We start from the raw sequence: 19,922 nt of genomic DNA, 5'->3' as shown, positions 1-19,922 counted from the left end.
GCGCATTCCGGTCACACACCCGTGACGTATCCCCCGAGGAATCCCCGGGCCTGCGCCTCACCCGGCCACGAACGTGTCCACCGCGACGTCGAAGTACTCCTTCGCCTCCCGCACCTTGCCGACCGGCGCCGACACCCACACGTCGTACATCCGGCCGCGCTCCTCCCAGCACAGGTCGTAGGTGTGCCGGGGCCCCTCGGCCGTGCTGAAGCCGTTCCAGGTGAACTCCCAGAGGGCGGCGGGGTGTCCGTGCCGTGTGGTCGAGGTGACCCGGCCGTCGTGGTAGCCGGGGTTGGTGTCGGAGCCCTTGGCGGCGGCGCGCCGCATCACCGCGAGCGGGCCGCCCGGTTCGGGGTCGGTGGCCTTGATACCAAGCCGGAAGGTTTCTCCCGACGACAGGTAGAAGACGCGCTCACCCTGCGGTGTGCGGGTGAAGTCCTCCGGTACGGCGAGGGAGAAGCCGGCCGGGTCCTCGGCGACGCGGTAGCCGGAGGGGGCGGAGGGGAGGGTCGCGGTGACGGGGGGCTTGGGCGGCGTGTGCGAGGGGCTGGGTGTCCTGGAGGGGGGTGACGGCGACGCGCTCACCGAAGTCCGCGGCGCCGAACTCGTCGGCGTACCACCGCCCCCTTCGCCGCCGCGGTTCATGAGCAGCGCCGCCGCCGAGACCCCCGCCCCGGCCATCGCGGCGACCAGCAGTGCGGCCACCAGCACGCCCCGGGTGGAGCGCCTGGTCTCCACCGTGGGCGACGGCGAAGGTGACGGCATGGGCAGCGGCGCGGGCGGGCGGGGCATGTCCCGCTCGGTCGGTGTGTAGCCGGGGGGCAGGGCCGGGGTGCGACCGGTGTCGCGGTAGGCGCGCAGCATCCGCTCGGCCTGCGCCGCGTCCAGCCGGCGGTCGGGATCGCGCTCCAGCAGGCCCAGGACGACGGGCAGGAGCGGCTCGGCCTGTGCGGGCGGCCGTATCTCGTCGAAGACGACCGCATGCAGGATGCCGCCGAGCGAGTCGCGCCGGAACGGGGACTCGCCGCTCAGCACGGTGCACAGCAGCGCGCCCAGCGACCACAGGTCGGACTCGGGGCCGGTCCTGGCCCCGGACATCCGCTCCGGCGCGGTGTACTCGGGCGAGCCGACGAAGGAGCCGGTCTCGGTGAGCGTGGTGGCGCCCGCGACCTGGGCGATGCCGAAGTCGGTGAGGACGACCCGGTCCGTGCCGGACTCCAGCAGGACGTTGGCGGGCTTGATGTCGCGGTGCAACACCCCGGCCTCGTGCGCCGTGCGCAGCGCGCTCAGCAGAGCAGCGCCGATCCGGGCGGCCTCGGCGGGGACGATCGGCCCGCGCTGGGAGATGCGGTCGGCGAGGGAGCCGCCGTCGATCAACTCCATGACGATGTACGGGCGTTCGTCGTGCTCGACGACGTCGTGGACGACGATGATGTGCGGGTGGCGCAACTGGGCCACCGCCCGCGCCTCGCGCAGGGTGCGGTCGCGCTGCCGCCTGCTCTCCTCCACGGAGAGCGTCTCGTCGAGGTCGAGGGGGAGTTCCTTGACCGCCACCTGCCTGCCGAGCAGCTCGTCGGTCGCCCGCCACACCACGCCCATGCCACCGCGCCCGAGTCTCGCCTCAAGCCGGTAACGGCCCGCTATGACACGGACGCCTTCCCCCTCGGTCCCCATGCGCCCCATCATGCCGCACCGGACGGACCTGCTCCGGGGCGGCGACCGGCCAACCCCCGTCCGGCCCAACGGCTACTGGGAGGTGTTCTCCTGCCAGCCCTGCAGGACCCACTTGAACTGCTTGCTCGTCGCGGCCCAGTCGGCCGCGGGCGAGGAGATGTAGATCGCGTACTCGGTGCCGTTCCCGGACATGTACGTCTCCTCGACGGCGCGGCGCGGACCGGGGAAGGGAACCTCCGGCTGCCCCTTCAACGCGGTCCAGGTGTACTCCCAGACGGAGCCGGGCCGGTCACGGTAGATGTTCTCTTCCAGCCGTACGCGGTGATAGTCGGCGAAGCGACGCTCGAGCGTCTGCTCCAGGTTCAGCTGGTGGGAACGGGCGTCCTTGAAGTCCGGTGCGGTGTCCATGGCGATGCGGACGAAGTGCCTGCCGTTGTCGGGCGTGTAGTCGACCTGCCTGAGCTCGCTCGGGACGCCGACGACCTTCCGGCTCCAGCCCTTGGGCAGGTAGACGGTGAAGCCCCAGGGGTCGTGGTACGCCTGCCACGTCGCGGGAACGGTTCCGTTGGCGTTCGGGCTGGGCGAGCGTGTAGGCGTCGGGCTCTGCGTCGTGGAGGTACCGGCTGCGCCGCCCGGCGTTCCCTTGTCCTGCGACTGCAGCGCGACGGCCGCGCCTGCGCCGACGATCGCCGCGAAGGCGATCGCGAGGACGAAGGCGCGCAGGCGGCGGCGCTTCGGCGTGGGGGCGGGGCCGGTGGTCGTCCGGTGCTCCGGGCCCATCCCGGTCGGTCCGATCGACGTCGGCCCGGTCATCGGCGGGTACGGCGTGCCGGAGCCCGTCTGCGGACCCGTGCGGGAGCCGGTGTGCGGCCCGGTGCCGGTGCTCCCGGTCTCGTAGCGGGAGCCCGTGTGCTGTGTCGGCACATACGCCTGCGCCGCGTTCGACCGCCGTCCCTCCGCCGCCTCGGCGAGCATCTGCTCGGCCTCGGCCGCGGACGGCCGTGCGGCGGGCTCCTTGTGCAGCAGCGCGGCCATGACGGGCCCGAGCGGACCGGCGTGCTGCGGATCCGCGGCGTTCTCCTCCACGACCGCCTGCATGGTGGACAACGGCGAGGTGCGGCGGAACGGCGACCTGCCCTCCACCGCCGTGTACAGCGTGGCGCCGAGCGCCCACAGGTCGGAGGCGGGGCCCGGGTCGTGGCCGCGGACCCGCTCGGGGGCGAGGTAGTCGACGGAACCGACGACCTCTCCGGTGCGGGTGATCGTCGTATCGCCCTCGATCTGGGCGATGCCGAAGTCGGTGAGCAGGACGCGGCCGTCGTGGCCGATGAGGACGTTGCCGGGCTTCACGTCGCGATGCAGCACTCCGGCGGCGTGCGCGGCGCGCAGCGCGCGCAGCACCCACAGTCCGATGCGCGCGGCCTCTGCGGGCTCGACGCGCCCCTTCTCCTTGACCGCGTCGGCCAGCGAGTAGCCCTCGACGAGCTCCATCACGATCCACGGGCGGCCGTCGTGTTCGAGCACGTCGTGCACGGTGACCACGGCGGAGTGGTTGATGCGCGCGGCGGCGCGCGCCTCGGCCCGGGTGCGCGCGAGGAGCCGCTCCTGCTCGCTCTCGGACACATAGAGCGCGGCGGTCAACTCCTTGATCGCGACAGCCCGGTGCAGCACCTCGTCGTGTGCTCGCCACACGCGGCCCATGCCGCCGCTGCCGATCGAGTCGGCGAGCCGGTAGCGGCCCGCGACAAGCTGGCCCTGCATCTGATTCACGTTGCCCCGCAATGCTCTTGACAGGGTCAGACTAAGGACCGGTCCGTAAACAGGGAACAACGGGGGTCCCAAGGAGACCGCACTGTGACGGTTGTCGCTCAGGGGCCCGGACAGCAACCGTTTTCGCTTCACGGACCGTTCACAGGTGAGGTCAGCCGGTCACCTGATACGTGGCCGACGCCTGCTCGTACAGCTTCGTCACCTCGTCCCGCTGCGACTCGGGACCGCGCACCTGCACGATGTGGTACCGCCCGTCGATGAGCATCGCGAGGTTGCGCACATACAGGTCGTTCCCGCCGCCGTCGGTCCAGGTGAACTGCCCCTCGGCCATGGCCCGCGTCCCCACCGTGACGGTGCGCAGCCCGGTCGCGGTGGCCCAGCTGGAGCTGCGGTACGGCTGCAACTCGTGCTCCGTGTCCCGCTGGTACGCCATCGGGTCGCTGCCGTAGGTGACCGCGCCGTCGCGTCCCTTCACGACGATGAGCTCGAAGGCGCCGTGCGAGTACACCACCTGGTTCCAGCTGTTCTTTCCGGCCCGCGACCAGCCCTTGGCCACGGCGACCCGGAAGCCCTCGGGGTCCTTGCGCAGCGTGAAACCGTCGGCGACGGCCGGCCCGCTGGTCTGGCTCTCGGTCGCGGTCGCCGAATTCGAGGGGCTGTCCTCGGACTTGGGCGAGGTCTGGTCGGGGCGCGGCTGGCTGCTCGCGCCCTTGTCCGACTGCTCGGGGGCGGGGCTGACCTTCCCCGCACTGCCGGTACGGTCGCTGCCCGCCGCGCCCTTCTCCCCGGCCTTCGGCATGAACAGCACGGCGTACGCGACCGCCGCGGCCAGCAGGAGCAGGATCAGCACAAGCAGGGTGCGGCCGAGGCTGCGCGGCGAACGCGCCTGCTCCTTGGCCCGCTTGTGCCGCCCGTGCGCGCTGGTCGCGGGCAGTCCGGCGCGCCGCCTGCGCACCAGCTCGCCCCGCCGCCGTACGACGGGCAGCCGGCTGGCGTCGGCGGGCGGCGCCGCTATGACGTGCGCGCCGGCGTCGGGCTCGGGCGCGGACCGCACGAGGGATCGCAGCCAGCCCCGGAGCTCCTCGAAGTCCAGCCGCTCGGTGGGGTCCTGACGCAGCAGCGACTCCACGACCGGCCGAAGCGGCCCGCACTCCTCCGCGAAGGCGGGCGGCTCGGCGCACACCATCTGCACCAGCTCGGCCGTCGACTCCTCCGGATACGGCGCATGTCCCTGTACGGCCCTGAAGAGCAGCGCCCCCAGCGCCCACAGATCGGTCGCGGGCCCGATGGGCGCCGCCAGCTGCCAGTTCTCGTGCACGGGCCCGGCCTGCTCCGGCGCCCACCGCTCCGTCACGGGCCCCACCACGGCCATCCGCGCCTGCCGGGCCCGCTCGGCGGCGAGCGGGGTGGCGGGACCGCGCGGGGCGGGGGTGCCGGCCACGAGGTCGTCCCAGCGGCTGGGGGGCGGGGCGCCGGGCGGGAGCGGGGCGGGAGTGTGGGAGCCGGGCGTCGGAACGCCCGTCGGGGGGGCCTTGTCCAGGCGGGGCGCCGGAACGCCGGAGGCCGCGGGAGCACCGGCGCCGGGCGCTGTGCCGGGCTGCGCCCCGTAGGCGCCGCCGCTGCCGTAGGGGCTTCCGCCGGCATGGGAGGCGCCGTCGCCCGGCGGGAGTGCCGTACGGCCGCCCTGGCCCGCGAGACCGGCCGGTTCACTGCCCTCGACGGCCGGTGCCCTGCCGACTCCGCTGCGGGGCGCGGCCCCGTGCCAGGCGCTCGTGCCGTACGGGTCGGCTATCTGCCCCGGCGTCCCAGTGGTGCGCGAGGAGGCCTCGGAAGTGTGTGTCTGTGCTGTGCCGTTGGCCTGCGAGGCGGGGCCGCCCTCGGCCGTGGAACGGGCACCGGGCAGCGCCGCCCGCCCGCTCTGCTGCGCCTCCTGAACCCTGGCCGCGGCCCGGGCGCCCGCCCGGTACGCGGCGATCGCCCCGGCCCGCGCGGCCCGGATGTCCCCGCCGCTCTCCAGGGCCTTGGGCGCGAGCGCACCCGGCGCCCCCGCCCCGTTCGCCGGGTCCGCCCCGGCGCTCGGCAGCCCCCCGGCCGTACGCGCACGGATGGCGGCACGCCGAGCGGCCTCGGGGTCGGCACCCCCGGGACCGCCTTGAGTGCCCTGGAATCCAGGGGCGCCCTGGGCGCTCTGCGCACCCTGGCCGCCCGGCAGACCCGGTCCACCCTGCCCACCCGGCTCACCCGGGGAACCGCCCTCAGGTCCGAACCCGCCGCCACCGTCACCCTCCGGAGCCGGCACCGGGTCGTACCCGCACAGCGCCTCCTCCGCCGCCCCGACCGCGAGCCCGGTGAGCATCACCCGGCCGTCGTCGCAGACCAGCACCGTACGGGCCGTGATGTTCCGGTGCACCCAGCCATGGGCGTGCAGCACACGCAGCGCCATGAGGACGTCGGAGGCCACCTCGGCCGCCCGATACGGCGTGAGCGGCTTCTCGGCGAGCAGCGCCGCGAGCGGTCGCGCCGCCACCAACTCACTGACGATCCACAGCGAACCACCCTCGGCGAACACGTCGAAGACCTGGTCGAGCCGCGGATGGTCGGGGATCTGCGCCGCGGCCTGCGCGGCCTCGACCGCACGCCGTACGGCCGGGTCGGTGGGCCGCCGCACCCCGGTGCGCGCCGCGGACCGCCCGCTCCCCCGCTGCCGCGGGTCACGCGCCGTGAAACCGTCCGGCAGCCCCTCGGCGTCGAGCACCTCCGCCTCGACGACCTCGGGCAACGGCACCTGCCTGACCAGGACTTCCTGACCGCTGTAGGTGTCGAAGGCACGGGTGTCGGTGAGTTCGTACTCGTCGGCGGGTGGCAGCGGCAGGCGGTAGCGGTCGGCAAGAACCCGTCCCGCATAGTCGTCCACGTTGCCTCCCCCGGCCGCCCGGTTGGTCAATTCCGTTCGCCTTGCGCCCCGTTCCGAACCCATACCTGGATGCGTACGGTCCGCAAACACTCACGATACGTGCCGGAGGCAACCCGCAATGAGGGGATGCCAGATCTCACGGCTCAAACACGGGTTCGGTCACATCACGACTTGGGTTCGAACGTCTTCGCGAGGGTCTTCCAGGTGTCCTTACGGAGGTCACTGCCCCAGTTCGCGGCTTTCGCCGTGTACATCAGCGCATATCCGAGATGGTCGTTGACGACGAACCCCCGGTCGATCGTCCGGTACTCCGTCCCGCTCTCCACATAGGTGAACTCCCAGTCGGCCGTGTTCCAGTCGCGGTAGTCCACCTCCTCTATGCGGATCTTCTGGTACTGCGAGCGCGTCATGTAGCGCTCCTGGTTCTTCCAGTCGGCCACCGGGTCGCCCTTGGGCGTGGACGTCCAGGCGACGAGCAGCTTCTGCCCGTCGGGCCCGGTGAACCGGTCCCCGGCGGCACTCGCCCCCTGGTACTTCCACCCCTTGGGCAGACCGATCGAGTACCCCTGGCTCCCCTTGTACGCCGTCTCCACCGCGCTGTCGCCGGACGCCCCGCCGTCTCCCGCACTGCTGCCGCCGGACGCGGTCGGACCGTTGCTGGGAGTGCTGCCGTCCGTCGAGGCCGACGCGGGCTGCGCGTCGCCTCCGTCCGCACGGCTGCCGCCACTCGTGTCCTCCTTGGCGCGGGCACTGGAGGATGCACTGACCGCGGCCTTCCCGCCGCTGTTCTTGCCGCCGTGTGAACTCTTGCCGTGGTCCCCGCCGAACACGAAGGCCAGCACGGTCCCGACCACGGCGAGCACGATCACCACCGCGATGATCACCAGCGTCCGCTTCGGCACCACGTCGGTGAGCGGCGCCCTCGGCACGGGCCGCGGCGGCAGATCCGGCGGCGGCACGACCGGCCACCCCGAACTGCGCCCGCCGGCCTGCGCATTCGCCCCTTGCGCCCCGCTCTCCGGGCCCCCGGAGGCTGCACCTGCCGACGAGCCCGAAGCACCCGCGGAACCCGAACCCGCCGATGAACCGGAACCGGCAGAGGTACCGGAAGGCTCCTTGGCTCCCGAAGCTGCCGACGAAGCCGAGGACTGCACCGCAGCCGACGGCGACGAAGACGGCGACGAGGCCGGCCGTGGAGCCGGAGGCACCGCAGGCATCGGAGTCGTCGGAGCGGGAGGAGCCGCAGGAGCAGGGGGTGCCGGCGGAGCCGAAGAACCGGCCGCACCCGACGCCCCGGCGGACTTGGTGCCCTCGGACCCCGAACCGGCCGTACCGTTCCCCGACTTGGCGCGGGCCGCAGCCGCCGAACCGGCCGCCGCTCCCGCCGCCACGGCGGCCTTCCGCACGGAACGCAGCGCCCCGCGCAGCTTCTCCGCCGCCTCCTCGCCCCGCTTGCCGCCGGAGCCGCCCGAACTCGCCTTGCCCCCGTCGGGCTGCACCGGCAACGGCACGACCCGCGTCGCGTCCATCGGCGGCTCCGGCTCGGCCTCCTTCGGCTCGGGCGCGTGGATCACGCGGTTGAGCATCGCCCGCGCACCCGCGTCGTCGAGCCGCTTGGCGGGATCCTTCGTCAGCAGCCCGTAGATGACGTCCTTCAGCGGCCCCGCGTTCTTCGGCTCCTCCATCGGCTCGGTCATCACCGCGGTGAGGGTGGCGATCGCGGAACCCTTGTCGTACGGCGGCACTCCCTCGACCGCCGCGTACAGCAGTCCGCCGAGCGACCACAGGTCGGCCGCGGGGCCCGGCTTGTGCCCGCGGGCCCGCTCCGGGGAGATGTAGGAGGGCGCGCCGACGAGCATGCCGGTCGAGGTGATGGACGGGTCGCCCTCGACCTGGGCGATACCGAAGTCGGTGAGCACGACCCGGTCGGTGTCGGACTCCAGCAGGACGTTGGACGGCTTCACGTCACGGTGCAGGATGCCCTCGCGGTGCGCCGAGCGCAGCACGTCGAGGATCGCCAGCCCGACCTCGGCCGCACGCCTGGGCTCGAGCAGGCCGTCCTCCCGGATGACCTCGGCGAGCGACTTGCCCTCGACGAGCTCCATGACGATCCACGGCCGGTCGTCCTCTTCGACCACGTCGAAGACCGTCACCGCACTGTTGTTGCGGATCCGCGCGATCGCCTTGGCCTCGCGCAGCGTGCGCGTGATCAGCCGGCGTTTCTCGTCCTCGTCGATGTTCGACGGGAACCGCAGCTCCTTGACGGCGACCGTCCGGCCCAGGGTCTCGTCCTCGGCCCGCCACACCGTGCCCATGCCGCCACGGCCGAGCACCCTCCCCAGCCGGTACCGCCCGGCGAGAAGACGCTCGCTGTTGTCCTGACGAGTCTCCTGACGAGATGTCCCCGCCCGCTCCGCCTCCGACATGCGTCCCCTCATGCAACCCGCCCTGACAGAGCCTCCATTGTCCCTCACCCGACAAGTGCCCGACGCCCAGGGTGCCCGTGGCGCCCTACGAGGAGCCCGTGCAACCGGGACCCCGCCGGACCGAGCGTCTCGCCACCCTGGATGATGGGCCGCGACAAGGGAGGACCTCGCGATGCCACCGCTCCGGACGCTACTGGCCGCGCCCGTGTCGCTCGTGCTCCTCACTCTGTCCCCGACCTCCTCCTCGGCCCCCGCGGCACCGGCCACGGACACGCTCCTGCCCCTGCTGGTCACACAGGGCAGGGCCCCCGCCGCAGCCCTCCTGGCCCGCGAGGACTCCGGCACCCGCTACGCCCACGCCGGCCGGGGCATCGCCCGCACCGACCACTTCCGCGCCGGCAGCATCACGAAGACCTTCATCGCGACGGTCGTCCTGCAGCTCGCGGCGGAGCACCGGCTGTCCCTGTCCGACACCGTCGAGCAGCATCTGCCCGGCCTGGTGCACGGAGCCGGCAACGACGGCCGCGCCATGACCCTGCGCGCCCTGCTCACCCACACCAGCGGCCTGAACGACTTCACCGTGGACACCAGGGGCCTCGTTCCCCTCTCCCCTCGTCAAGCCGTACGCATCGCGCTCACCCGCCCCCCGGCCCAGCCCGGCCGCTACTCCTACTCGAACACCAACTACGTGGTGCTCGGCATGGTCATCCAGCAGGTCACCGGCCACTCGTACGCAACCGAGGCCGATCGCCGCATCATCGCTCCGCTGGGTCTGACGGGCACCTCCTTCCCCGGCTCCCGTACCTCTTTGCCCTCTCCGCACGGCCGCGCCTACGCCACCGACGGAACCGACGTCACCGAGCTCGACCCGCGGGTGGCCGGAGCCGCGGGCGAACTGGTGACCACACTCGCCGACCTGGACCGCTTCTACGCGGCCCTGCTGGGCGGCGAACTGCTGCCCTCGCGCCGGCTGCGCGAGATGCGCGACACCCGCACCGCACACGGCCTGTACGGCATGGGCCTGTTTCCCGAGAAGCTGCCGTGCGGCATCACGGTGTGGGGACACAACGGACGCATCACCGGCAGCTACGTGCGCACCGCAGCCACCGTCGACGGCCGGCGTGTCTTCACCTTCCGCGTGAACACGACGGCGATCGCAGACCCCGGCCTCGAACGGGCCCTGCTCGCTGCCGAGTTCTGCCCTCGCACCCCGTAGAACGGCCGGGTTCCGAACGAAGATCCCGGTTCGCGCCACTCGTTCGGGTGATCGGATCGGTCCTTGAAATGCGCCGCACCGGCCCGACTACAGCGGCACGATGTCCGGCGCCCCCAACCGCGCCGCATCCGCCGTCAGGTCGTCCGGCTGCCGCTGCGACTCCCGCTCGGCCTCCACCCGCTTCTCGTAGTGCTCGATCTCGCGCTCGATCTGGTCCTTGTCCCAGCCGAGCACCGGCGCCATGAGTTCGGCAGCCTCCCGTGCGCTGCGCGTCCCCCGGTCGAAGGTCTCGATGGAGATGCGGGTGCGCCGCGTCAGTACGTCGTCCAGGTGTCGGGCGCCCTCGTGCGAGGCGGCGTACACGATCTCGGCGCGCAGATAGTCGTCGGCGGCGTGCAGCGGCTCCCCGAGCGAGGCGTCGCCGACGACAAGGTCGAGGAGCTCCTCCGCCATCGACCCGTACCGATTCAACAGATGCTCCACACGCACCACATGAAGACCCGTCCGCGCCGCGATCCGCGCCCGCGCGTTCCACAGTGCCCGGTAGCCCTCGGCCCCCAGCAGCGGAACGTCCTCCGTCACGCACTCGGCGACGCGCAGGTCGAGGCCGTGCACCGCCTCGTCCACCGCGTCCTTGGCCATCACGCGGTACGTCGTGTACTTGCCGCCCGCCACCACGACAAGCCCGGGCGCGGGATGTGCCACGGTGTGCTCGCGCGACAGCTTGCTCGTGGCCTCCGACTCGCCGGCCAGCAACGGGCGCAGCCCCGCGTACACGCCCTGCACGTCGTCCCGTGTCAGCGGCACCGCGAGGACCGAGTTCACATGCTCCAGCAGGTAGTCGATGTCGGCGCTGGACGCGGCCGGATGTGCCTTGTCGAGGTCCCAGTCGGTGTCCGTCGTGCCGACGATCCAGTGCCGGCCCCAGGGGATGACGAACAGCACGGACTTCTCGGTGCGCAGGATCAGTCCGGACGAGGAGCTGATGCGGTCCTTCGGTACGACCAGGTGGATGCCCTTGGAGGCCCGGACGTGGAACTGGCCGCGCTCGCCCACCATGGCCTGGGTGTCGTCGGTCCACACCCCGGTCGCGTTGACGATCTGTTTGGCGCGGATCTCGTACTCGCCGCCCGCCTCGACGTCCTGCACGCGCGCGCCGACGACCCGTTCGCCCTCCCGCAGAAAGCCCGTCACGCGCGCGCGGTTGGCGGCCTTCGCGCCGTAGGCCGCCGCCGTGCGCACCAGGGTGGCCACATAACGGGCGTCGTCCATCTGGGCGTCGTAGTACTGCAGGGCCCCGACCAGCGCGTCCTTCTTCAAGGCGGGTGCCACGCGCAGGGCGTGGCGACGGGTCAGGTGACGGTGCGTGGGCAGGCCGCGGCCATGTCCGCGGGCCATCGACATCGCGTCGTAGAGCGCGACGCCCGAACCGGCGTACAGGCGCTCCCAGCCCTTGTGCTGCAGCGGGTAGAGGAACGGCACCGGCTTCACCAGGTGCGGGGCGAGCCGCTCCAGCAGCAGGCCGCGCTCCTTCAGTGCCTCCCGCACGAGGGCGAAGTCGAGCATCTCCAGATAGCGCAGTCCGCCGTGGATCAGCTTGCTGGACCTGCTGGATGTGCCCGACGCCCAGTCACGCGCCTCGACCAGCCCCGTGGACAGACCGCGCGTCACGGCATCCAGGGCGGTGCCCGCCCCGACCACGCCGCCGCCCACGACCAGTACGTCCAGCTCGCGCTCGGCCATTCCCGCCAGTGACTCGGCTCGCTGCGCCGGCCCCAGTGTCGCTGTCCTCACCGCTGCCTCCCGCTATCGGTAGCGTCGGCCGCACCCGTCGGGCGAAGCCCGGTTCCTATCCCCCATGCCCAAATTCTGACCGGCTTGCCCGGCTTCAGCCACCAGTCGCCCCCAGCCTGTGGACAACATTCCCGAGACCTGCGGAAAACACGGACAACCAATCCCGCAAATCGGTCATATTTACTCCTAGTGTGACATTGCGCTTCGCCTGTCCTGTCCACAGGACTTGCGCACCTGCCCCGCTTCGGTTACTGGGAGGACGGCCCACGCCATGCCCGCAGATCTCGCCGTCATCGGACTCGGCCCGTTCGGCCTGCCCCTGGCCCAGGCAGCCGTCGCGGCCGGCATCCCCACACTCGGCTACCGGACCGGGCCCGAGCAGGGCTCTCTCAGCCCCGCCGAACTGCGCCGGATGCTCTCGGGGGGCTTCCGGCACGCCACCAGCCCGGCCGAGCTCGGCCGCGTCCGCACCGCGGTCATCTGCGCGCCGACCCCGCGCGGCGCCGACGGCAAACTCGACCTCGGCCAGGTGGAGGCGGCGGCCCGCGCCCTGGCCGAGCGGCTGCGCCCGCACACCACGGTCATCCTGGAGTCGCCCGTCCCCCCGGGCACCACCGAGGAGTTCCTGTGCCCCCTCCTGGAGGAGGGCTCCGGGCTGCAGGCGGGCCGCGACTTCCACCTCGCCTACTCCCCCAGCCGGGTCGACCCCGGCAACCGCGCCTTCACCCCGGCCAACATCCCCAAGGTGATCGGCGGCCTCACCTCCGCCTGCACCGAGTCCGCCGCAGCGTTCTACGGCCGCCTCACCGACAAGGTGGTACGCGCGCGTGGACTGCGCGAGGCGGAGACCGTGCAGCTGCTGGAGACCAACTTCCGGCACGTCAACATCGCACTCGTCAACGAGATGGCCGTCCTCTGCAACCACCTCGGAGTCGACGTCTGGGACGTCATCCGCTGCGCGGAGACCAAGCCGTTCGGCTTCGAGGCCTTCCGCCCCGGCCCCGGCGTAGGCGGCCACGCCGTCCCCCAGGACCTGACCGGCCACCCGGGCCGCACCCTGCGCATGGTCGAACTGGCCCAGCAGGTCAACAGCCAGATGCCCCGTTACGTCGTCCAGCGCGCCGCGGCCCTCCTCAACGAGCACGGCAAGTCGGCGCGCGGCGCACGCGTGCTGCTCCTCGGCGTCACCTACAAGGCGGATCTCGCCGACCAACAGGGCACCACCGCCCCGGAGATCGCCGTCCGCCTCATGGAACTGGGCGCCTCGATCAGCTACCACGACCCGCACGTCCCGTCGTGGAGCGTCCTGGACCGCCCGGTCCCGCGCGCGGACTCCCTCTACGAGGCCGCGGCCGAGGCCGATCTGACGATCCTTCTCCAGCAGCACCGGACGTACGACCTCCAAGGCCTGTCGGTGAAGGCGCAGTTGCTGCTGGACACGCGCGGAGCCGTTCCGACGGGGGCCGCCCACCGCCTCTGACCGCATATATGGCTGGCCGCCCTGACACCCCCACCTGTTACTCTCCCTCCACTCGTCGCACATGCGTGCGCACATTTTCTTCGCTTCACCATCCGCTCGTTCCATCCCGTGGGGGGATCTCTGTCATGAGCCAGTCAGCTCCAACGCCGCCGCAGCAGCCCCAGCCGGCCGACGGCAACCCGTTCGCCCAGCAGCAGGACGCGGAACCGCAGCCTCCGGCGCCGGGCGTTCCGTACGCGCCTGCTCCCGCTCCGGTGAAGAACAACATCGGCCTCGGTCTGGCGGCAGCCTTCGTCGCCGCCGTGGTCGTCGCCGGTGTCTACGGCGCGATCATCGGCCTGACCAAGCACGAGATCGGCTGGGCGGCGGTCGGCGTCGGCTTCCTGATCGGACTCGCCGCGGGCCGGCTCGGCGGCCGCAACCCGGTCCTGCCGGTCGCGAGCGCGGTTCTGTCCCTGGGCGCCGTCTACCTCGGCCAGCTGGTGGGCGAGGCCATGCTCCTCGCGGACCAGGTGAAGGTCGGTTTCAGCGAGGTCTTCTTCCAGCACCTCAGCGTGGTCCAGGAGGCCTGGAAGGCGGACGCCGACCCGCTGACGTTCGTGTTCTTCGCGATCGCCGCGTATGTGGCGTTCACGGGGGCCAAGAAGGCGGCGGTCTGACGCTGGCGGTGCGCGGCGGAGGGGCGGCGCGTCGGTGGTGAAGGGGGCGCGCGGGTGCGACGGGCTCGGGGGCTGGTGGCATGGGGGGCGCGGCGCGGGTACCTTACGGAGACAGGTGGGGTCGGTCGCAGGTGGCACCGCGGCAGGCTCCTGGATGGTTCACGGAGTGTCCGCCCCTACGCTGCTTGGGGGCGGCCGCTCACCGCTTCACCAACAAGGTGGAGCCCACCGCAGCGGGAACTGCGGCAGGCTCCTGGATGGTTCACGGAGTGTCCGCCCCTAAGTTGCCTGGGGGCGGCCGCTCACCATCCGAAAATCCGCAAGATCCACCTCCTCCGGCACTTCACCATCCACAGACGGCTTCGGTCCCAGCGAGTGGGCTTGCGGTGACGTCCCATGGGCGCCCCCTTCCACGAGGCCGCCCATTGCCCGGTAGACGGTCCGTTGGAAATCGGGCCGGGCCCCGAGGAGCGGGGTCCGGAACCAAATCCTTGGAAGGGGGCGCTCCAGCAACCTGGGGCGCCGACACGGACGTTATCGCCCTCGACCCGGCTGACCAGCCCGTATTCGCCCCGAACGCAACCGCACGCCCCCGCACCACCCCACACGCCCCGCGCAAGCCCAGGCATACGAAGGGGGCCGGTCACCCCACCAGGTGACCGGCCCCCTTCACGCCGTAAGCCCTACCGCTTGTGCTGAGAATCCGCCACCGTGACCTCGACCCGCTGGAACTCCTTGAGCTCGCTGTACCCGGTCGTGGCCATCGCCCGCCGCAGCGCACCGAAGAGGTTCATCGAGCCGTCAGGGGTGTGCGACGGACCCGTCAGCACCTCCTCGATGGTGCCGACCGTGCCCAGGTCGACCTTCTTGCCGCGCGGCAGCTCCTCGTTGACGGCCTCCATGCCCCAGTGATGGCCCTTGCCGGGCGCGTCCGTCGCGCGGGCGAGCGGGGAGCCCATCATCACGGCGTCCGCGCCGCAGGCGATCGCCTTCGGGAGGTCGCCGGACCAGCCCACGCCACCGTCGGCGATCACGTGCACGTACCGGCCGCCCGACTCGTCCATGTAGTCACGGCGGGCCGCCGCCACGTCCGCGACCGCGGTCGCCATCGGGACCTGGATGCCCAGCACATTGCGCGTGGTGTGCGCCGCGCCGCCGCCGAAGCCGACGAGCACGCCCGCCGCGCCCGTGCGCATCAGGTGCAGGGCCGCCGTGTACGTGGCGCAGCCGCCGACGATCACCGGGACGTCGAGCTCGTAGATGAACTGCTTCAGGTTCAGCGGCTCGTGCGAGCCGGAGACGTGCTCCGCGGAGACCGTCGTACCGCGGATGACGAAGATGTCCACGCCCGCGTCCACGACCGCCTTGGAGAACTGCGCCGTGCGCTGCGGGGAGAGCGCGGCGGCGGTGACCACGCCGGAGTCGCGCACCTCCTTCAGGCGCGCGCCGATCAGCTCCTCCTTGATGGGGGCGGCGTAGATCTCCTGGAGCCGGCGCGTGGCCCGGTCCGCGTCGAGGCCGACGATCTCGTCGAGCAGCGGCTGCGGGTCCTCGTACCTCGTCCACAGGCCTTCGAGGTTCAGCACGCCGAGGCCGCCGAGTTCGCCGATGCGGATCGCGGTGGCCGGGGAGACCACGGAGTCCATGGGGGCGGCCAGGAACGGCAGCTCGAAGCGGTAGGCGTCGATCTGCCAGGCGATCGAGACCTCCTTCGGGTCCCGCGTACGGCGGCTGGGGACGACGGCGATGTCGTCGAAGGCGTACGCCCGGCGGCCGCGCTTGCCGCGCCCGATCTCGATCTCAGTCACGTCTGTGGCCTTTCCCTGATGCGTTGCAGCGTCTTCCAGTATCGCCGACGGGTATGACAAGGGCGGCCCCGGTGCTTCCGGGACCGCCCTTGAAGGAGCCTGCTGGCCGCTCGGGTGACTACTTGCGGCTGTAGTTCGGCGCCTCGACCGTCATCTGGATGTCGTGCGGGTGGCTCTCCTTGAGGCCCGCGGAGGTGATCCGAACGAAGCGGCCCTTGGTCTCCATCTCCTCGATGGTGGCGGCGCCCACGTAGCCCATGGTCTGGCGCAGACCGCCGACGAGCTGGTGCAGCACGTTGGCGAGCGGGCCGCGGTAGGGCACCTGGCCCTCGATACCCTCGGGCACGAGCTTGTCGTCGGAGGCGACCTCGCCCTGGAAGTAGCGGTCCTTCGAGTACGACTTCGCCTGGCCGCGGGACTGCATGGCGCCGAGCGAGCCCATGCCGCGGTACGACTTGAACTGCTTGCCGTTGATGAAGAGCAGCTCGCCGGGCGACTCCTCGCAGCCCGCGAGCAGGCTGCCGAGCATCACCGTGTCGGCTCCGGCCGCAAGGGCCTTGCCGATGTCGCCGGAGTACTGCAGGCCGCCGTCACCGATCAGCGGGATGCCCGCCGGGCGGGCCGCGAGGGAGGCCTCGTAGATCGCGGTGACCTGCGGGACGCCGATGCCGGCGACCACGCGGGTCGTACAGATGGAACCGGGGCCGACGCCCACCTTGATGCCGTCGACACCGGCGTCGATGAGGGCCTGGGCGCCGTCACGGGTGGCGACGTTGCCGCCGATCACGTCGACCGAGACGCTCGACTTGATCTTCGACATCCAGCTGAGGGCGTTGCTGTTGTGGCCGTGCGAGGTGTCGACGACCAGGAAGTCCACACCGGCCGCGGCGAGCGCCTGGGCGCGCTCCAGGGCCTCCGGGCTGGCGCCGACGGCGGCACCGACCAGCAGCCGGCCCTCGGCGTCCTTGGCGGCGTTCGGGTACTTCTCGGCCTTGACGAAGTCCTTGACCGTGATGAGGCCCTTGAGGACACCGGCCTCGTCGACCAGCGGAAGCTTCTCGATCTTGTGGCGGCGCAGCAGCTCCATGGCGTCCACACCGGAGATGCCGACCTTGCCGGTGACCAGCGGCATCGGCGTCATGACCTCGCGCACCTGACGGCTGCGGTCGGACTCGAAGGCCATGTCACGGTTGGTGACGATGCCGAGCAGCTTGCCGGCCGGGTCGGTGACGGGGACACCGCTGATGCGGAACTTGGCGCACAGGGCGTCCGCGTCGGCGAGCGTCGCCTCCGGGTGCACCGTGATGGGGTCGGTGACCATGCCGGACTCGGACCGCTTGACCAGGTCGACCTGGTTGACCTGGTCCTCCACGGACAGGTTGCGGTGCAGCACGCCGACGCCGCCGAGGCGGGCCATTGCGATCGCCATCCGAGACTCGGTCACCTTGTCCATCGCCGCGGAGAGCAGCGGGATGTTGACCCGGACGTTGCGGGAGATGCGGGACGAGGTGTCGACCGCGTTGGGGAGCACCTCGGATGCACCCGGCAGCAGCAGCACGTCGTCGTAGGTCAGCCCGAGTGTCGCGAATTTACCGGGCACTCCGTCGACGTTTGCAGTCATGACACCTTCCCCAAATGGCCTTGATCGGTGCGGATGTCCATGCTAACGGGAAGCACGGCTCTCGAATTCCACGGTTCCGCGTGACCCTGGGCTTCGTATGTTCGTACGGAATTGTCGAGAGACCTGTTCAAGGAAGGCGCTTACGGCATTGGGGTCACTGCTCCGCGAGCGCCCTGAGCCGGCTCAGTGCCCGGTGCTGTGCGACCCGCACCGCTCCGGGTGACATTCCCAACATCTGTCCGGTCTCCTCGGCCGTGAGACCCACCGCGATCCGCAGCAGGAGCAGCTCGCGCTGGTTCTCCGGCAGGTTGGCCAGCAGTTTCTTGGCCCATTCGGCATCGCTGCTGAGCAGCGCCCGCTCCTCCGGGCCGAGCGAGTCGTCCGGCCGCTCCGGCATCTCGTCGGACGGGACCGCCGTGGACCCCGGGTGCCGCATCGCCGCCCGCTGCAGGTCCGCGACCTTGTGCGCGGCGATGGCGAAGACGAACGCCTCGAAGGGGCGGCCGGTGTCCTTGTAGCGCGGCAGGGCGAGGAGGACGGCGACGCAGACTTCCTGCGCGAGGTCCTCCACGAAGTGCCGGGCATCACCCGGCAGCCGGGACAGACGGGTGCGGCAGTAGCGCAGCGCCAGGGGGTGGACATGGGCCAGCAGGTCGTGTGTGGCCTGCTCGTCCCCGTCCACGGCGCGGTGGACGAGTGCACCGATCGCCCCTGCGGCACTCGCCGCCTCGTCGTCGCGCATCGGTCCATGGTGCCTTGCGGCCGCGCGGGCCGTGGCACCGTGTCCGATGTTGTGCACCGAAGCGTTATGAGCAGGTGCGCCGGAACTCATCCCTTGCGCCCTCCTCTTCCGCTCGACCGACTCGTCCCCGAGAGACTCCACACCTCAAGGATGCGGCATCCGCGCCGAAACGAGCATCGGGCACCCGGCGGGCCCTTTTGACATGCGGCTCCGAGGGGGTGCAGGTGCGTCCTCGCGCCGGCCGCGGCAGCGGTCGGCATGGCCGCCTGCCGCGCGCTCTCGGCATGCGGGACGAAGGCCCTCGCAGCGGAGCTGCCAGGGCCTTTGGCCGGTGCGGCGAAGAGGGAGCCTGCCGGGCGGCACGAGGGCGCGCCTGAACTTCGGGGTCGTGCCGCCCCACCCACCTTGCGGTGGGCGGGGGTTCCTGAACCCCCGCTGCAACACACCCGACTGGCCTAGCGAACCAGGCCCCAGCGGAAGCCGAGCGCCACGGCGTGCGCCCGGTCCGAGGCGCCGAGCTTCTTGAAGAGCCGCCGGGCGTGCGTCTTGACGGTGTCCTCGGATAGGAACAGCTCACGGCCGATCTCCGCGTTGGAGCGGCCGTGGCTCATGCCCTCCAGGACCTGGATCTCACGCGCGGTGAGCGTGGGCGCTGCGCCCATCTCGGCGGAGCGCAGCCGGCGCGGGGCCAGCCGCCAGGTCGGGTCGGCGAGCGCCTGGGTGACGGTCGCGCGCAACTCCGCGCGCGAGGCGTCCTTGTGCAGATAGCCGCGGGCACCGGCGGCGACCGCGAGGGCCACGCCGTCCAGGTCCTCGGCGACCGTGAGCATGATGATGCGCGCGCCCGGGTCTGCGGACAGCAGCCGGCGCACGGTCTCGACGCCGCCCAGTCCGGGCATGCGTACGTCCATCAGAATCAGGTCCGAACGGTCGGCGCCCCAGCGGCGGAGGACTTCCTCGCCGTTGGCCGCGGTCGTCACGCGCTCGACGCCGGGCACGGTCGCGACCGCGCGGCGGAGCGCCTCTCGGGCAAGCGGGGAGTCGTCGCAGACGAGGACGGATGTCATGGCCGTCCTCCGCAGCTGATGCACGTCACCTTGAGCCTCCAGGCTGGTACGAAATCGTCACCTGTGCGGTCGACCGTCTCGGACGCCTGCCCGAGCACTTGTTGCTTCAACCGCCTCCGCACTCTCAACGATGGTCACTCGAAAGAGTTACGGGGCCGTGTGCCATCTTCGGCACTCTACGTGAGGGCACGGACACGGTGCAGACATGCAGGGCGGACCCTCAACGTTTCATCACAACCCATGCCCCATTTAGCCCTTTTTCTTCCCATCTACTCGCGTTTGAGGCTAGATTCGCAATGAGTCATATTTTCATTTCCTTAGATCGTAGATATACGGTCGTGGGCACCGTATCCGCTCAGAACGGCTACAAGGGGTCACGCAATGGCAGATTTCTCCCGCCTTCCCGGACCGAACGCGGACCTGTGGGACTGGCAGCTCCTGGCCGCCTGCCGCGGGGTGGACAGCTCGCTCTTCTTTCATCCGGAGGGTGAGCGCGGTGCGGCCCGGAGCGCTCGCGAGAACTCGGCCAAGGAGGTCTGTATGAGGTGCCCGGTGCGCGCGCAGTGCGCGGCGCACGCGCTGGCGGTGAGAGAGCCGTACGGCGTGTGGGGCGGCCTGACCGAGGACGAGCGCGAAGAGCTCATGGGACGGGCACGGAACCGGCTGGTGGCTGCGGCGACCGGCGTGGACGGCGGCTCGAACACTTGAAGGAACGTTTCTTCGTCTCCAGGTGATGGGCACGCGTGCGCGT

The 19,922-nt window shown here is 71.5% G+C and carries 13 protein-coding genes; 4 read left to right on the top strand and 9 right to left on the bottom strand.

What is annotated here, in order from left to right; genetic code table 11:
• Positions 1–57: 57 nt before the first annotated feature.
• The 4 genes from EDD92_RS28625 to EDD92_RS28610 all read right to left on the bottom strand — a co-directional run bounded on the left by EDD92_RS28625 (position 58) and on the right by EDD92_RS28610 (position 8,784).
• Complete coding sequence (locus tag EDD92_RS28625; protein WP_123966996.1) at positions 58–1,674, bottom strand: serine/threonine-protein kinase; 1,617 nt, start codon at positions 1,672–1,674, stop codon at positions 58–60.
• Between the two features lie 72 nt (positions 1,675–1,746).
• Positions 1,747–3,435: a serine/threonine-protein kinase gene (locus EDD92_RS28620; protein WP_123966995.1), complete on the bottom strand. Its 1,689-nt coding sequence runs from the start codon at positions 3,433–3,435 to the stop codon at positions 1,747–1,749.
• A 160-nt stretch (positions 3,436–3,595) separates the two neighbouring features.
• Entirely contained in the window at positions 3,596–6,358 is a 2,763-nt protein-coding gene (locus EDD92_RS28615) for a protein kinase (RefSeq protein ID WP_123966994.1), read from the bottom strand.
• A 164-nt stretch (positions 6,359–6,522) separates the two neighbouring features.
• Positions 6,523–8,784 carry a serine/threonine-protein kinase gene (locus EDD92_RS28610; protein WP_123970588.1) on the bottom strand — a complete coding sequence of 754 codons (2,262 nt, stop codon included), beginning with the start codon at positions 8,782–8,784 and terminating at the stop codon, positions 6,523–6,525.
• A 172-nt stretch (positions 8,785–8,956) separates the two neighbouring features.
• On the opposite strand from EDD92_RS28610, the gene EDD92_RS28605 reads away from it, so the two are divergent.
• A complete protein-coding gene (locus EDD92_RS28605) occupies positions 8,957–10,000 on the top strand; it encodes a serine hydrolase (RefSeq protein ID WP_123966993.1) in 1,044 nt (347 codons plus the stop codon).
• A gap of 87 nt (positions 10,001–10,087) precedes the next feature.
• On the opposite strand, the gene EDD92_RS28600 is transcribed toward EDD92_RS28605, so the two are convergent.
• Complete coding sequence (locus tag EDD92_RS28600; RefSeq protein WP_123966992.1) at positions 10,088–11,794, bottom strand: glycerol-3-phosphate dehydrogenase/oxidase; 1,707 nt, start codon at positions 11,792–11,794, stop codon at positions 10,088–10,090.
• 271 nt (positions 11,795–12,065) lie between these two features.
• On the opposite strand from EDD92_RS28600, the gene EDD92_RS28595 reads away from it, so the two are divergent.
• Both EDD92_RS28595 and EDD92_RS28590 read left to right on the top strand, forming a co-directional pair.
• Positions 12,066–13,274, top strand: a complete 1,209-nt coding sequence (locus EDD92_RS28595) for a nucleotide sugar dehydrogenase (protein ID WP_123966991.1) — start codon at positions 12,066–12,068, stop codon at positions 13,272–13,274.
• A gap of 125 nt (positions 13,275–13,399) precedes the next feature.
• Positions 13,400–13,933 (top strand): hypothetical protein, encoded by a 534-nt coding sequence (locus EDD92_RS28590; protein WP_123966990.1) that lies wholly within the window; start codon positions 13,400–13,402, stop codon positions 13,931–13,933.
• Positions 13,934–14,616: 683 nt separating this feature from the next.
• Here the strand turns inward: EDD92_RS28590 and EDD92_RS28585 are convergent.
• From EDD92_RS28585 to EDD92_RS28570, 4 genes are all read right to left on the bottom strand, one after another.
• The gene (locus EDD92_RS28585; protein ID WP_030930340.1) at positions 14,617–15,741 is read right to left on the bottom strand and encodes a GuaB3 family IMP dehydrogenase-related protein; all 1,125 of its coding nucleotides are present in this window, start codon (positions 15,739–15,741) and stop codon (positions 14,617–14,619) included.
• Between the two features lie 118 nt (positions 15,742–15,859).
• On the bottom strand, positions 15,860–17,362 hold the full coding sequence (guaB, locus tag EDD92_RS28580) for an IMP dehydrogenase (protein ID WP_123966989.1): 1,503 nt from the start codon (positions 17,360–17,362) through the stop codon (positions 15,860–15,862).
• Positions 17,363–17,516: 154 nt separating this feature from the next.
• Positions 17,517–18,104 (bottom strand): sigma-70 family RNA polymerase sigma factor, encoded by a 588-nt coding sequence (locus EDD92_RS28575; RefSeq protein ID WP_030930346.1) that lies wholly within the window; start codon positions 18,102–18,104, stop codon positions 17,517–17,519.
• Between the two features lie 455 nt (positions 18,105–18,559).
• Complete coding sequence (locus tag EDD92_RS28570; RefSeq protein WP_003948568.1) at positions 18,560–19,171, bottom strand: response regulator transcription factor; 612 nt, start codon at positions 19,169–19,171, stop codon at positions 18,560–18,562.
• Positions 19,172–19,552: 381 nt separating this feature from the next.
• Between EDD92_RS28570 and EDD92_RS28565 the strand changes: the two genes are divergently transcribed.
• Positions 19,553–19,879 carry a WhiB family transcriptional regulator gene (locus EDD92_RS28565; RefSeq protein ID WP_030930349.1) on the top strand — a complete coding sequence of 109 codons (327 nt, stop codon included), beginning with the start codon at positions 19,553–19,555 and terminating at the stop codon, positions 19,877–19,879.
• Positions 19,880–19,922 lie beyond the last annotated feature (43 nt).

It is taken from the genome of Streptomyces sp. TLI_185, assembly GCF_003814765.1.
Lineage (GTDB): Bacteria > Actinomycetota > Actinomycetes > Streptomycetales > Streptomycetaceae > Streptomyces.
The sequence above is the reverse complement of the archived record's forward strand: the minus strand, read 5'-3'. Positions and strand labels throughout refer to the sequence as shown.